At 42.3% G+C, this 14,501-nt stretch carries 11 protein-coding genes; 5 read left to right on the top strand and 6 right to left on the bottom strand.

Annotated elements, in window-relative coordinates:
* Window positions 1-11 precede the first annotated feature (11 nt).
* The 5 genes from DMB45_RS12150 to lysS form a co-directional block, all read right to left on the bottom strand.
* Window positions 12-1,673, bottom strand: coding sequence for a putative transporter (locus DMB45_RS12150; protein WP_041505118.1), 1,662 nt, complete (start codon window positions 1,671-1,673; stop codon window positions 12-14).
* A gap of 22 nt (window positions 1,674-1,695) precedes the next feature.
* Window positions 1,696-2,895, bottom strand: coding sequence for a hypothetical protein (locus DMB45_RS12145; RefSeq protein WP_110688808.1), 1,200 nt, complete (start codon window positions 2,893-2,895; stop codon window positions 1,696-1,698).
* Window positions 2,896-2,899: 4 nt separating this feature from the next.
* Window positions 2,900-3,871: a nucleoside recognition domain-containing protein gene (locus tag DMB45_RS12140; protein ID WP_236684975.1), complete on the bottom strand. Its 972-nt coding sequence runs from the start codon at window positions 3,869-3,871 to the stop codon at window positions 2,900-2,902.
* A 63-nt stretch (window positions 3,872-3,934) separates the two neighbouring features.
* A complete protein-coding gene (locus DMB45_RS12135; RefSeq protein WP_041504310.1) occupies window positions 3,935-4,936 on the bottom strand; it encodes an NAD(P)H-dependent glycerol-3-phosphate dehydrogenase in 1,002 nt (333 codons plus the stop codon).
* Between the two features lie 80 nt (window positions 4,937-5,016).
* Window positions 5,017-6,744, bottom strand: coding sequence for a lysine--tRNA ligase (lysS, locus tag DMB45_RS12130; RefSeq protein ID WP_041504309.1), 1,728 nt, complete (start codon window positions 6,742-6,744; stop codon window positions 5,017-5,019).
* A 334-nt stretch (window positions 6,745-7,078) separates the two neighbouring features.
* Here lysS and recJ point away from each other — a divergent pair, with 334 nt between their 5' ends.
* The 5 genes from recJ (at window position 7,079) to DMB45_RS12105 (ending at window position 13,891) form a co-directional block, all read left to right on the top strand.
* Window positions 7,079-8,803, top strand: a complete 1,725-nt coding sequence (gene recJ / locus DMB45_RS12125) for a single-stranded-DNA-specific exonuclease RecJ (RefSeq protein ID WP_041504308.1) — start codon at window positions 7,079-7,081, stop codon at window positions 8,801-8,803.
* Complete coding sequence (gene recR, locus DMB45_RS12120; protein ID WP_041504307.1) at window positions 8,804-9,415, top strand: recombination mediator RecR; 612 nt, start codon at window positions 8,804-8,806, stop codon at window positions 9,413-9,415.
* A gap of 181 nt (window positions 9,416-9,596) precedes the next feature.
* The gene (locus DMB45_RS12115) at window positions 9,597-10,088 is read left to right on the top strand and encodes an Ig-like domain-containing protein (RefSeq protein ID WP_041504306.1); all 492 of its coding nucleotides are present in this window, start codon (window positions 9,597-9,599) and stop codon (window positions 10,086-10,088) included.
* A complete protein-coding gene (locus tag DMB45_RS12110; RefSeq protein ID WP_041504305.1) occupies window positions 10,085-13,372 on the top strand; it encodes an ABC transporter permease/M1 family aminopeptidase in 3,288 nt (1,095 codons plus the stop codon). Before DMB45_RS12115 ends, DMB45_RS12110 begins: the two co-directional genes overlap by 4 nt.
* Window positions 13,373-13,420: 48 nt before the next feature.
* Window positions 13,421-13,891, top strand: a complete 471-nt coding sequence (locus DMB45_RS12105; protein WP_041504304.1) for a hypothetical protein — start codon at window positions 13,421-13,423, stop codon at window positions 13,889-13,891.
* A gap of 116 nt (window positions 13,892-14,007) precedes the next feature.
* Here the strand turns inward: DMB45_RS12105 and cdd are convergent, their stop codons facing one another.
* The gene (cdd, locus tag DMB45_RS12100) at window positions 14,008-14,469 is read right to left on the bottom strand and encodes a cytidine deaminase (RefSeq protein WP_041504303.1); all 462 of its coding nucleotides are present in this window, start codon (window positions 14,467-14,469) and stop codon (window positions 14,008-14,010) included.
* Window positions 14,470-14,501: the final 32 nt, after the last annotated feature.

Genomic DNA, 14,501 nt, shown 5'->3' with positions numbered 1-14,501 from the left:
TCATCCTTCCCTCATGCTACAAACAAAATTAAAAGCTGTGCTGTCAATACGCGCAGGAACATGGTTAACGGATAAACCGTTGCATAACTCACCGAAGGCATATCGTTTCCGACCACTCCATTCGAATAAGCTAAAGCGGGCGGGTCTGTCGTGCTGCCGGCGATCAATCCCATCAAAGTAAAGTAATTGATTTTATAGAAAAGCCGGGCAATGATCCCCACGATCAATAAGGGTAAAACGGTAATTACGACACCGTATCCGATCCAATTCAATCCGCCCCCATCGATCACCGTCTCCACGAATCCTTCTCCGGCTCCCAACCCGACACCGGCCAGGAACAGAGAAATTCCCACCTCCCGCAACATTAGATTCGCACTCATCGTGGCATAGGTCACCAATTTATAATGAGGACCAAAACGACTGATCAATATGGAAACGATTAAAGGACCTCCTGCCAATCCTAATTTCACCGGTTGAGGAATACCCGGGAATGTAAAAGGAATACTTCCTAAAAAAACGCCCAAAAATATACCTAAAAATATAGGGACCAAATTGGGTTCTCTCAATCTACGCAACGAATTACCCAATACCTTCGCCACATTATTAACAGCAGCCTCCGGCCCCACGACAGTCAAACGGTCTCCCATCTGCAATTGCAAATTCGGCTTGGCGACCAAATCGAAACCAGCGCGATTTACCCGCGTCACGTTTACGCCGAAACAGTTCCGCAACTTCATCTCTCCCAATAACTTTCCGTTTATATCGGATTTGGTAATGACAACCCGTCTTGAAACCAGCTGTTTGTCCAATTGTTCCCAGGCAACATCCACTTGTTCTCCCAAAAAGGCTGTAATAGCCTCTATATCTTTCGATGCAGCCACAACCAATAGTTTATCCCCCGCCTTCAATCGGGTATCGGAAGAACCGATTTCAATCCGGTCATCCCCGTGGCAAACCCTGGAAAAAACGAACTTACGGTTGATAAGACGGGTTACCTCCATCACGTCCTTGCCAAACAGAGCCGGATTAGTGACTTTCACGGAAAATTGTTGCGCACTCGTGGCCTTATCTTCATCCTGCTTTTCCAATACCTCATGCTCACGTTCAAATTTAATCCTGAAAATCACACGTATCAGTAAAATAGACCCGATGATTCCGATAACCCCCAAAGGGTAGGCAATCGCGTAACCTAAAGGAATCGTAGGATCACCTATCCCGGTCATATCCGTATAGGCTTGCTGGGCAGCTCCCAATCCCGGAGTATTGGTTACGGCTCCCGAAAGGATTCCTACCATAGTCGTTATCGGCAATCCGGTTATCAAGTGAATCACGTAGGCCGTGATCACACCCAAAAAGACAATCATCGAGGCCAACACGTTCAAGGTCAATCCCCCTTTCTTAAAGGAGGAAAAAAAACCGGGCCCGACCTGCATTCCCACGGAATACACGAAAAGGATCAACCCGAACTCTTTTACAAAATGCAATGTCTGTTCATCCACCCTCATCCCGAAATGACTACAGATAATACCCACGAAAAGTATCCAGGTAATACCCAGGGAAATCCCTTTTATCTTTACTTTGCCCAAAACAATTCCGATAGCGATAACGATAGCGAACACCAAGACGGAGTGCGCTATACCTTGCCCGAAAAATAAGGAGTCTAACCAAGCCATACAATATCTGTTTATTTAATAATTACGAATTCGTTTCCGAACGTTCTTTCATTTTATCTATCGAACGGCAGAAGCGGATATCCTCCCGAAACAATTTACGATATGTAATATGCGTCTTGGATATCTTTGCTCCTATATACTCCATCAAATGAATCATCTGCGGATTAAAATCACCTATCCAGTTCATCTCCAACCAATCATATTTCTTACGCCTTTCGATTATATTACTACAAAATACCCGGATCAAAGCGGCTTCAACACCCTTTCCCTGAAACTCGGACACCACTCCAAAAATCTGTCCCAACGCCACATTTCCTTTCTTGATATGACGGTAATATAAAAATTTTAAAAGTCCTATTCCGTTCAATTTCCCATTGAGGTGTTTGATAATATAGTTCAATTCCGGAAACATGATAAAAAAACCAATCGGTCGTCCCTTATAATAGGCAAAATACAACAGATTCGGGTCTAAAATCGGCTTAATAGTCTTAAACAGGGCTTCTACCTGCTCCATTTGCATTTTTCCCACCCCGTGTACATTCTCGTTCCAAGCATGATTATATACCTCTAAAAAGGCTTTTTTCGCCTCCCGGGCATCTATTTGAGAGTAACATACAATCGAATAATCCGGATTTTTCAATAAACGATCCGACTTCCATACCACTACTTTCGAAAGACTTTCCATAACCAACCGGGTCCGATAGGTATACTGCTTGAAATAATCCAGGAAACCGTACTCTTCGAAAAATTTTATATAATATTTATGCGTATAAGGCATTCCATAGTTTGGTTGCACAAAACCGTCTACCAAGAGTCCCCACCATTCATTGCGTTCGCCAAAATTCACGGGCCCCTCCATCGCCTCCATTCCCCTGGCTTCCAACCACTCCCGGCAACGATCAAAAAGCATAAAAGCCGCCTTTCGATCATCGATACATTCAAAGAAACCCATTCCCCCCACAGCATAAGAATCCATACGACAGGTATGTTCATCGATAAAAGAGGCTACCCTTCCCACGCAAACTCCGTTTTCATCCCTCAGTAACCAACGGGTACATTCTCCGTGCTTAAAATAAGGATTTTTATCAGGATCAAATACATTATTGATATCATTGTTTAAAGGACGTACCCAATTTTTATCATTTTTATAAAGGGTCACAGGCAACATTAAAAACTCTTTTGCCTGTTGTTCATTCTCAACTTCTTCTATTGTATATTCCATAACACTAATTTAAAGAATTGGATACCTGAGATTTTACAAGCCACTTTTCATGATCATGACGAGAACGTATAAAATACTCCCCTCTTTTTATCCACACGACGATCAAAGCCAGCACCATTCTCGGTAACATCAACCACCAAAAAGGTAAACCCATAACCCAAAACAGAAGAGGATCCTCCAACTGAGAATGGGAGATCGCCAAATGATGGTTCAGTAAATTCGCTTCCCGGTGACTCAACTTACCCGATTTCGCACAATCCAACATGATGGCCGAACCATAGGCCAACCCCACGGTATTACCTACCAACCAAAGAAAAGCGACCTCGGGAGATAACCCGAAAATACGCATCAGGGGCGATAATAAACCGGACAATACTTTTAATACACCAAACTCCTCCAAGACCCGTTGCAAAATCATTAACCCCGAAATCACCCCTACGATTTTCAAAGAGAGAAACAGGGCATTAACCAGCCAATGCTGCATCGTTGCCCAAAACGGTAAAACCGTTAAAGTCTCCTTCATCATTTTTTCTCCCATCTCCGGCAATAAAATATTCAATCCGAACGCAGCGACAAAACTCATAACAATCCTTAAAACGATCATACCTATAAAAGAAGAACCCGTTTTCTGCAACACCAAAGTCTCCACGATAAAATTGTGAGAAATCAGGCACATGGTCGCCATAATCACACACTCCCGTGCGGTAAAATCCAGCGTCGAAAGTAAAGCGATCACCGTGTATATATTCGTAAAAATACTCGTGACAAAAACCAAAGCCGCATCACCCGGCAACCCGACCCATTTAAATAAAGGAGCTGCAAAAGAGGAGATATAAGGCAGAATATCGAAATAAGAAAGCAACGTGACGAACAAAGAGACGGGTAACATGATTTTCAAAAACCACGACGACGTCCGCAAGGCAACCGGCAACGCCCTACTTACACAATGTCCCATCCTTTTCCCTATCTTTTTCACCACACGCTTAATTTACAATTCCAAATTAAAATCATTTTTTCAGCATCATCCCCCTTAAACATGCTACCTTAATTCATCCGTTAAAAGCCGTATCTCCATCGTCGGGCTTATTCTCTCGTATAAAATATTATAAACCGCATTGGTAATAGGCATATGTACGTTATAATGTTCATTGATCTCATGAATTCCCTTCACACCAAAATACCCTTCCGCGATCATTAACATCTCTAATTGAGCCGACTTCACGGAATATCCTTTCCCGATCATGGTTCCGAAAGTCCGGTTCCGACTAAATTGCGAATAAGCCGTTACCAACAGATCTCCCAGATAAGCCGAATTTTTAATATCCCGTTCTATCGGATGTACCGCATCCACGAAACGCTTCATCTCCTGAATCGCATTGGATATCAAAACAGCCTGAAAATTATCGCCGTATCTCAATCCATGACAAATTCCGGCCGCAATGGCAAAGACGTTTTTCAATACGGCTCCGTACTCCGTCCCGTAAATATCATCCGATATCGCCGTTTTCACGTAATGACACTCAAACAATTGCGCTATCGCCCGGGCCAATTTCAAATCTTCACATGAAAAAGTAAGATAAGAGAGACGCTCCAAAGCAATCTCTTCGGCATGGCAGGGACCGGAAATAATTACGATCTGCCCGAAAGGTACATCATAACATTTATGAAAAAACTCCCCGATAATCAAATTATCGTCCGGAATCAATCCTTTTATGGCGGATACGACAATTTTCTCTTTCAACGGAACCCGTAATCGAGATACCACATTTTTCAAAAAGGCACTCGGAATGGCAAAAACAATAATATCCGATTGAGTAACCAATTTATCCAAATCATCGGTAAAATTAATTTTCTCCAGGTCAAATTCAACTTCACACAAATACCGCGGATTGTGATTCAAACCTTTAAAAGCCTTTATGGTCTCTATATTGCGCATAAACCAATTAATACGACCATTGTTTTCCGTCAGCATCTTAGATATGGCAGTAGCCCAACTACCTCCGCCGACAATCCCGATCCTGGGTTTATCACTTATTTGCATGATACTTCTATTAATAATGAACGATTTACGATTCACGAATATCATTTGTGAATCGTAAATCGCAATATAAAACTTTAAATTTACTTATTCAACCACACCCTTACCTCATCCTGTGTCGGGTTCGTCAATCCTAATTTTTCTTTTTTATTAATCCCGCACAATTCCTGGTGAAACTTATTCGGATTCTCAACTTCCTTCAATGACTCCACGGTTTGGTGACCGATCTTCCGAATCACAGGAATCCACTCTTCGGCAATCCCCAACGCTAAAAATTTCTCATCGCCATCTACCGGTATTTTCTTTTCCGGTTTCATTTGAGGGAAAAGCAAAACATCTTGGATCGAAGCACTGTTCGTCAAAAACATACATAAACGATCGATTCCTATTCCCATTCCCGAGGTAGGAGGCATACCGTACTCCAACGCCCGCACGAAATCGTAGTCGATGAACATAGCCTCATCATCCCCCCTCTCCTGTAAAGCCAATTGATCCTTAAACCGATTCAATTGATCTATCGGATCGTTCAACTCGGAGTAAGCGTTTGCCACCTCCTTTCCGTTCACGAACAATTCGAATCGTTCCGTCACGCCGGGATCCGTCCGGTGCATTTTGGTTAACGGGGACATTTCGACCGGATAATCGTAGATAAATGTCGGTTGAATATAATGACCTTCACACTTCTCTCCAAACAACTCGTCTATCAGTTTCCCTTTCCCCATGGTTTCATCTACCTTTAATCCGATGGATAAACAAAACGCCCGAATCTCCTCTTCACTTTTTCCGGTAATATCATAACCGGTATATTCTTTTATGGCATCCGCCATCCTTATTCTTTTAAAAGGACGCTTAAAGTCCACCTCATTTTCGCCAAACGGAGCTTTCGTCGTTCCGTTTACCGCCAATGCCGCCGCCTCTATCATACGCTCCGTACAATCCATCATCCACTTATAATCCTTATAAGCCACGTATACCTCCATACAAGTGAACTCCGGATTATGGGTACGATCCATTCCCTCGTTCCTGAAATTCCGGGAAAACTCGTAAACTCCGTTAAAACCTCCGACAATTAACCGCTTTAAATACAATTCATTAGCAATCCTCAAATAGAGAGGGATATCCAATGCATTATGATGCGTAATAAAAGGACGGGCCGAAGCTCCTCCCGGTATGGCTTGCAAAACAGGCGTCTCCACTTCCACACACCCCATTTCATTATAGAATTGACGAATAGCATTGATCATCTTGGTACGCTTCACGAATACCTCTTTCACTTGCGGATTCACGATCAGATCCAAATAACGTTGGCGATAACGCATTTCAGGATCCGTAAACGCATCGAATACTTTTCCGTCTTTTTCTTTTACGACCGGAAGCGGACGCAAAGATTTGGATAACATGGTCAGTTCCTTGGCGTGTACGGAAATCTCTCCCATATTAGTACGGAATACATGGCCTTTCACGCCGACGATATCTCCGATATCCATCAGTTTCTTAAATACCACATTATACATCGTACTATCCTCTCCCTCCGAAATATCATCTCGACTCACGTATACCTGTATCCGACCGGCAGCATCCTGTATTTCAAAAAACGAAGCCTTACCCATGATTCGCCGACTCATCATCCGGCCGGCAATCACCACCTCCTCCTGTAACTCTTCGGGAGAGGTTTCAAACTTATCCCGAATCTCTTTAGAAAGATGAGTAACCTTAAATTCCGGAGCCGGATAAGCATTTATCCCCATCTTATTCAACTCATTCAACGAGTTCCGACGAATTATTTCCTGTTCACTTAATTCTATGCTCATTTTCAATCAACTTTTAGCGGTTTTAGAACATACTTCGCGCAAACGAAAGTTTTAATAAAGTGCAAAGATAGTAATAATTTTAGATTTACTAATTCATAACAAACCGATTCCATCATTGAAAAATGAAAAGTGAAAAAAGTTTATTCACCCCTATCTCAACCTCTCCTCTTTTTTCAAACTTTTAGGTTTATCCTCTATCTTTTAACTTTTAGCCCGCTCTGATTTACAATTCGATAGCATAAAATACTCTATCGGTTAAAAAAATATAACTACGAATCTTTTGAAATCACGGGGAAATTCTACTACTTTGTAGCTGAATAGGAGAAAGTGTATAATGAAAAAAAGATGGGTAGTCAATACCCCACCGGAGTGGGAAAAAATAGAAACTTTATCAAAACAACTTAACTGCAGTCATGTCATTGCAAACCTTTTAATACAAAGAGGGATAGAAACTGCAGGCGAGGCCCACGCTTTCTTCAATCCGACTTTAAACATGCTGCACGATCCCTTCCTGATGAAAGATATGGACAAAGCGGTTGCCCGACTAGAAAAAGCCATTCAAACGGAAGAGAAAATCATGATCTACGGAGATTATGACGTAGACGGCACAACGGCCGTAGCATTACTGTACAAATACCTTAAAAATAAATGTGAAAAACCGGAGTATTACATACCGGATCGTTATACGGAAGGTTACGGGGTTTCTATTCGGGCCATCGATTATGCCGCCCAACACGGAATCACTCTCATGATTGTCACCGATTGCGGAGTAAAAGCCGTAGAAAAAGTCCGATACGCTCAAACCAAAGGGGTAGATGTAATTATTTGTGATCATCACACCCCCGGAGAGCAACTACCGGAAGCCGTTGCCGTATTGGATCCGCAACGGAGCGACTGCAACTATCCCTATCGTTGGCTCAGCGGTTGCGGCGTAAGTTTCAAATTGGCCCAAGCTTATAGTTTGAAACACGATCTTCCGATGTCGGAACTTTACAGTTTATTGGATCTTATATGTGTCAGCATCGCCAGCGATATCGTTCCCATTACGGGAGAAAACCGAATACTGGCTCACTACGGCCTACAACAGCTCAACGAACGCCCCAGCTTGGGGCTGAACACCATATTAAAATTTTCCGGCATCAATAAACCTCTAACGATCAACGATATCGTTTTCCGTATCGGCCCCAAGATCAATGCTGCCGGACGGGTTGAATCGGGTAATAAATCGGTCGAACTACTCATCGCCGATGATGCCCAAAAGGCGATGGAGGTTGCCGAAAGCATCAATAACTTCAACGACCAACGTAAAAAACTGGATCACAACATCACGGAAGAAGCCTTGGAGTATATCGGTCAGGCCCAATACGATCAATCCCAGAAAGCCACGGTTTTATTTAATCCCAACTGGCATAAAGGAGTTATCGGAATCGTGGCATCCCGATTAACGGAGTACTATTACAGGCCGACCGTCATCCTGACCGAGTCTAACGGTTTAGCTACGGGATCCGCACGTTCGGTAGAGGGATTCGACCTTTATTACGCCATTTCCCAATGCAGTGAATATTTAGAAAATTACGGGGGACACAAATATGCTGCCGGGTTAACGTTAAAACTCGAAAACATCGAACCCTTCCGTAAAAGATTCCAACAAATCGTCAGTGAAACGATCACCGACGAGATGTTGATTCCGCAAATCAATATCGATGCTAAAATAAAATTGGGAGATATCACTCCGGAACTTTATAACATGATTCAAAAATTCGCTCCTTTCGGACCGAATAACAACATTCCCGTTTTCATGACGGAAAACGTGACCAATTTTATCGGATCAAAGCAGGTCGGACGTAATAACGAACATCTCAAATTAGTGGTGGTAGACGACACCCGTATCTGTAATGACCGGAGCGGCATCGCCTTCAGCATGGGGGATTACTTTAACCGCATCAGTAAAGGAGAATATTTCGACATCTGTTACACCTTGCAAGAAAACGTTTTCATGGGAAAAATCGATATACAAATGATGATTCGAGATATTAAATTCAAAGAAGATAATAGATAAATGCAATCGTTCTCTTCCAAATTAGTAGAAAAAGCGGTAGAACAATTTGCCACCCTACCGGGTATCGGACGTAAAACGGCCCTCCGATTCGCCCTTCATATACTACACCGAAATAAGGAAGAGGTCGAACAGTTCACAAACAGCATTTTGCAGTTAAAAGAATCCATTCGGGAATGCAACCAATGTCATAACATCACGGATCAGGAAACATGCGAAATCTGTGTCGATCCGCAACGGGACACCGGCACGATTTGCATCGTGGAAGACATCAGGGATCTGATGTCTATCGAAGCCACAGGACAATACCACGGTATTTACCACGTACTGGGAGGAATCATCTCTCCCATGGACGGCGTCGGACCGGCCGATTTACATATTGACACGTTAATTTCCCGGATATCAACCTCTCCGGTAAAAGAGATCATTTTCGCCTTGCGAGCCACCATTGAAGGAGATACTACCGGTTACTATATCTACAAAAAACTACCCCGACGGGAAGAATTGATCATCAGCACCCTTTCCAAAGGAATCGCCGTGGGAAACGATCTCGAATATACCGACGAACTCACTTTAGGACGTTCCATCATCAACCGGGTAGCGTTCAAAATCTGACCCCCGCACCCTCCATTTCACGACCTCCCCTAATCTATTATCCCTACAAACAACTAAATTTATACTATATTATATTTTATTATATTTACATACATTGCTTTATTTACTTAAATTTGTAAACGTTGATTTTATTAAGAATATATTTAAATTATTAAAAGAAACCATCACAAACCTATATACTATGAAAAAAATATTTATCTTCAAATTGCTAATTATGTTTATGGCCGTCTGTTTTTGTTCCAATACTTGGGCTGAAGAGAAAAGAAGCATTAAGTTTACAGTTAAAGACGGAAAAGGTTACGCTTTAGCCAATGTAAAAACGGAAGCCTCTTCCAATGATTCCACCAATTGTAAAATCGAAAATCCTATCGGTTTTACCGATCAGAACGGTCAAAGAGAGATACGCGTAACTTTATCGAGTCCCGGAACTTTCAGTATCACGGTCCAATTTTCATACACTGATATAACCAAAACCGAAACCGTCAAGATCACAGTAACCCAGAAGGAGAACAAATGGGACATAAAAATAGAACCAGGCGAAAACATCACGGTCAACATGCCGATACCTCATAACTTTACATCTTTTTTTGATTCCGAAGACTTCACCTCTATTTTTAACAGACAATTTGTTATAAAAGAAGAACACGAGCAACATAAACCGATCCCGTCATGAACATAAATTACATTAGACTCGTGGCACATTACGAAAGAGTTCTTCTGCGAAGAAATCTTATTTTTACCATTTTCACGCTATTCATCATTGGCTGCACGCTTAGTTTTCATATCTATTTTCATAGCGAATGGAATGTTCCGCATCCCCCGGTCAACATCCCGGCGGTCATCCCGTTCACGAATGCATACCTTTTCAGTATTCTACAGGCTCTGGCCGTTATTTTTCTGGCCGGAGATTTTATAAACCAGCATAAAAAGAAAAGCACGAACGACGTGTTTCTTACCCGTCCGGCAAGCGCCGGGGAATACGTGATCGGGAAGACCCTGGCGATAATTGAAATGATTTTACTCATCGATTTACTCGTCATCATACTCGCGATGACGATTCATCTTTTCGCCAGTAATTTCTCCTTTGATTTTTCTCACTACCTGTTTTATCTCCTTACCCTCACCTTCCCGGCAATACTGTTTATGACGGGATTGTCCTTGGCGTTAAAAATTTTGATAAAAAACGCCTGGATTGCCTCTCTCATCCTGTTTATATTCTGGGGCGCATCCATCTCTGTTCTACCTCCAGTCGGGCACGGGATTCTCGATTTCATCGCCTCCGAGATTCCCAATGTCTTCTCTTCCATTACCGGGCACCCCGGAATCGACGTGTACCTTTTACAACGTTCTATCTTTATATTGTTTTCAGGGGTTTTGATTTCCGTGGCGATAACGAAACTCCCCCACTTCTCGGAGCATAAAGGCCTCTCTAAAGGGCCGGTCCGGGCGCTACTGCTTTTCGTCGGAGGAGTCGTGATCGCATCAAGCATCTACTCCCTGCATTTCAAACATAACAAGGACAAAAGAACAGAGTACTCTCGACTTTATCGCCAAGTCGCCCTCATGCCAAAAATAAATACCGTAGAACACGAGATTATTTTCAAAAGAGAAAAAAACAGATACGAAGCCACCAGTCTGATGACTATCGTCAACCGGACACCCCGAAAAACAGACACACTATTGCTTTACCTGAATCCGGCATTAGAGGTGACGGAGTTGACTCTTAACGGGCAAAAAACTCCTTTCCAGCGAAAAGAACAACTTATCCTGGTGGATGCCGCCATGGAACCACGAGACTCGGCTCGCATGGTCGTGAACTACAAAGGTAAAATCGATCCCCTCGTTTGCTACCCGGACATTTCAAACGAGGAGTTTTTCCGTACGGAAAAAACGGAATACATCCTCTCTCTCGGGCGTCATTTTGCTTTTTTAGGAGATAAATTTACACTACTTACACCGGAATGCTTGTGGTATCCCACTACCATTCCCACTGTAAACTTCGACCAACCTTTCAACAACCAACAGGATTTCACGTTATTCAAATTAAAAGTCATCTCTGCCCCGCAAAGAACCGTTATCTCCCAGGGCGAGATGACATTATCGGGAGATACCGCATGTTTCAACAACAAATACCCCCTGACAGGTATTATCCTTTCCGAGGGGGATATGGCCCGGGATACGGTAAAAACCTCGATAACCCGCTGGGAATTCTACAATAAAAAAGGACACTACCCGCTACGGGGAGCACTAAACGCATCCGATTCGGGTAGAATAAAGGGATGTGAAGGATTCATACACGTTTATTTAGAACAATCGACCTGTCCCTTTCATAAATTAGCCTGCATAGAGACTCCTCGCTCTTTCCACTCTTTTTCCCGTCCATGGACACCCCTTTTGGACTATATACATCCGGAGATCATACTCATGCCGGAGCAGGAAGACAAAAAACCGATAGACTACCCGCAACTTCTCAAATTCTATGTAGAAGAACATAAGCAACACTGGCTTACGATGCAAAGATTAGAATCTATACAAATCACCAGAAACGGTACTCTCTTTTTTCCAAAAGCTCACCGGACATTTTCACTTCTGGTACAAGAACAAAATCTATTCGTCAACTCCACGGAATTTCCTGTCATGAACAGGGTTATCCAATGGTTAAATACCGGGCTAAAGTATAGAGAAAAACATCCTTCCGAGGCCCTATCCCTAAAAACAAAAAACGATATGGAGGCGATAGAATACCTAACGCACAAAAGTTTAAAAGAAGCTTTGGAAGATCCTGGAACACAAGAAGTTTTGCAAGATATTATCCGCCTGAAAAGTTTTCAGTTACAAGATCACATCCTTTTGCAAACTTCATGGCCCGATTTCAATTTATTTTTAGACGGCTTTTCTCGCAAATATCGATTCAAGGAAGTATCTTTTGATCAATTTACCGGAGAATTAAATACAAACCTCGGAATAAATATTCTGCCACTCGTGGAAAACTGGTTTATCGAACAGGGAGTTCCCGCTTTTTATATCAAAGACATAAAACCCGTCCGAACACAAATAAACCAGCAAGGCAAAATATTTTTGAATTTCAAAGTATGGAATCGAAGTCGGGTTGCCGGTGTCGTTTCTGTAGAAGAGAACCTGAGGGGATTCAGACATATACAAGGTCGATTGATTCATCCAGATGAATCAATCGAAATATATTATCTTTTGAAAGATTCTGTTCCCCCGGATAAAATGGAACGCCCATTAAGTTATTCTTTTTGTCTAAATACCAATTATTCCAGAAATTTGCCGGAAAATTTCGGAATAACAAGCTTTGGTGACATAGTTCCGGAAGTTAATCCATCTGATATACAAGACATCCGCCCCGTAGACACCCTGATGTTTCTTGCCCCGACGAACGAGATCATCGTGGACGACACCGACCCGGGCTTTCGTATTATACAAGAAGAATTACCTTTTTTTCAAAAACTAAGAAAACAACCTAAAAAATACAACTATATCTCATCCAATATCCCCCATCGATGGACCCGTGCCGTTGAAAACGGAGCTTATGGAGACATCCTGACTACTTGCTTTTGCAAAACCGGAGGGGCAAAATCCACAGTCGAATGGAATGCAGAAATAAAAGAAGGCGGTACTTACGAACTTTTCATCTACCTATGCCAATTAAGTGCCAGTCGCGGACACCAAGAACTTACTTACGACTATACATTCGATTATAACGGCAAAACAGAACGCATCCTTCTCGACCTAACGAACAAGAATTACAAGGTTCGCATCTATCATACCGTTAAAAACGAGGAGGAAAGAGCAATCGACTACCCGCTCGGGTGGATATCCTTAGGAAAATATACCATATCTCCCGGCAATGTAAAATTAACCTTACACGATAAAGGGTTATCCGCAGGACAAGTATTGGTGGTAGACGCCGCAAAATGGGTAAAAAGGGAGTAGTCCTATATAATCAACTAATGTCAAACTTAAAACTTAAAACTTAAACTCATGAAAAAAAGCTTGTTTTCCAAGTTAGCCATCATGTTAATGGCTATCTGTTTTTGCTCCAACGTTTGGGCCGACGAAATAATAACACTCAAGTTTACGGTTAGAGACGAGGGAGGTTTCTACTTAAAAAATACATTCGTATCCGCAGTATCAGACACACCGGATAAATGTGAAATTAGCAATCCCACTGGTTTTGTAGATGACCAAGCTACAAAAGAAATGCAGGTAATACTAAAGGGGTTAGGAACTTTCCGGATTACAGTCACATTCAGCTACACGGATGTTACAGTAACCAAAGTAGTTATTATCACTGTTTTGGAAGACCCGGAAACCGGCCAGTGGCGAATACAAATAAACCCAAACAGCTACCACTTTACCGTTACGATGCCAATCCCTGCCAATTTTAAATCATCCTCTGTTTTCCAAGATGGTTCTTTTGCTTTGTCTAAGTTATTTATGAAAAAAGAGTAAACACGACTTTAAAATCAATGATCTCATCCATGAAAAATGAGATCATTGATTCTTCCAATTCCCTTGTCCAACATACAAAAGAATTTCAAACAGAACCAAGAACAGAAGTATTCTCATTACATATCAAAAGCAAAAGGCAACAACTGACTGGCTTTAACACTGATAGTCGTTTTCCGTCCTATTAAAATAACGTCGAAGTCAGACCGGTATCGTTTGATCACCTCGGAGATCACCTGTCGGCAGGCTCCGCAGGGAGTTATAAACTCTTCCAAAGGGACCCCTTTATTACGAGCCGCAACAGCCATAGCCTTCACTCCCACCTCAGGAAAGGTGGAACAGGCATAAAACAAAGCCGTACGTTCGGCGCATATACCCGAGGGGAAAGCCGCATTTTCCTGATTCGAGCCGCATACGATCTCTCCGTTATTCAGTAAAACAGCCGCTCCTACCGCAAATTCGGAATATTTGCAATAAGCATTACGTGTCATTTCAAAAGCAGCATGACATAACTCCTTATACTCTTCCGGACAAGATTCTTTATATACCTCGTATTCTATCTTCAATTCCGCTTTTTCCATTCTGTTTTTTTTATTATTTTTACCGCCTAATA

This window comes from Sanguibacteroides justesenii, assembly GCF_003204205.1.
GTDB classification, from domain to species: domain Bacteria; phylum Bacteroidota; class Bacteroidia; order Bacteroidales; family Marinifilaceae; genus Gabonibacter; species Gabonibacter massiliensis.
Note: the sequence above shows the minus strand (reverse complement) of the source record. Positions and strands in the feature narration are given on the sequence as shown.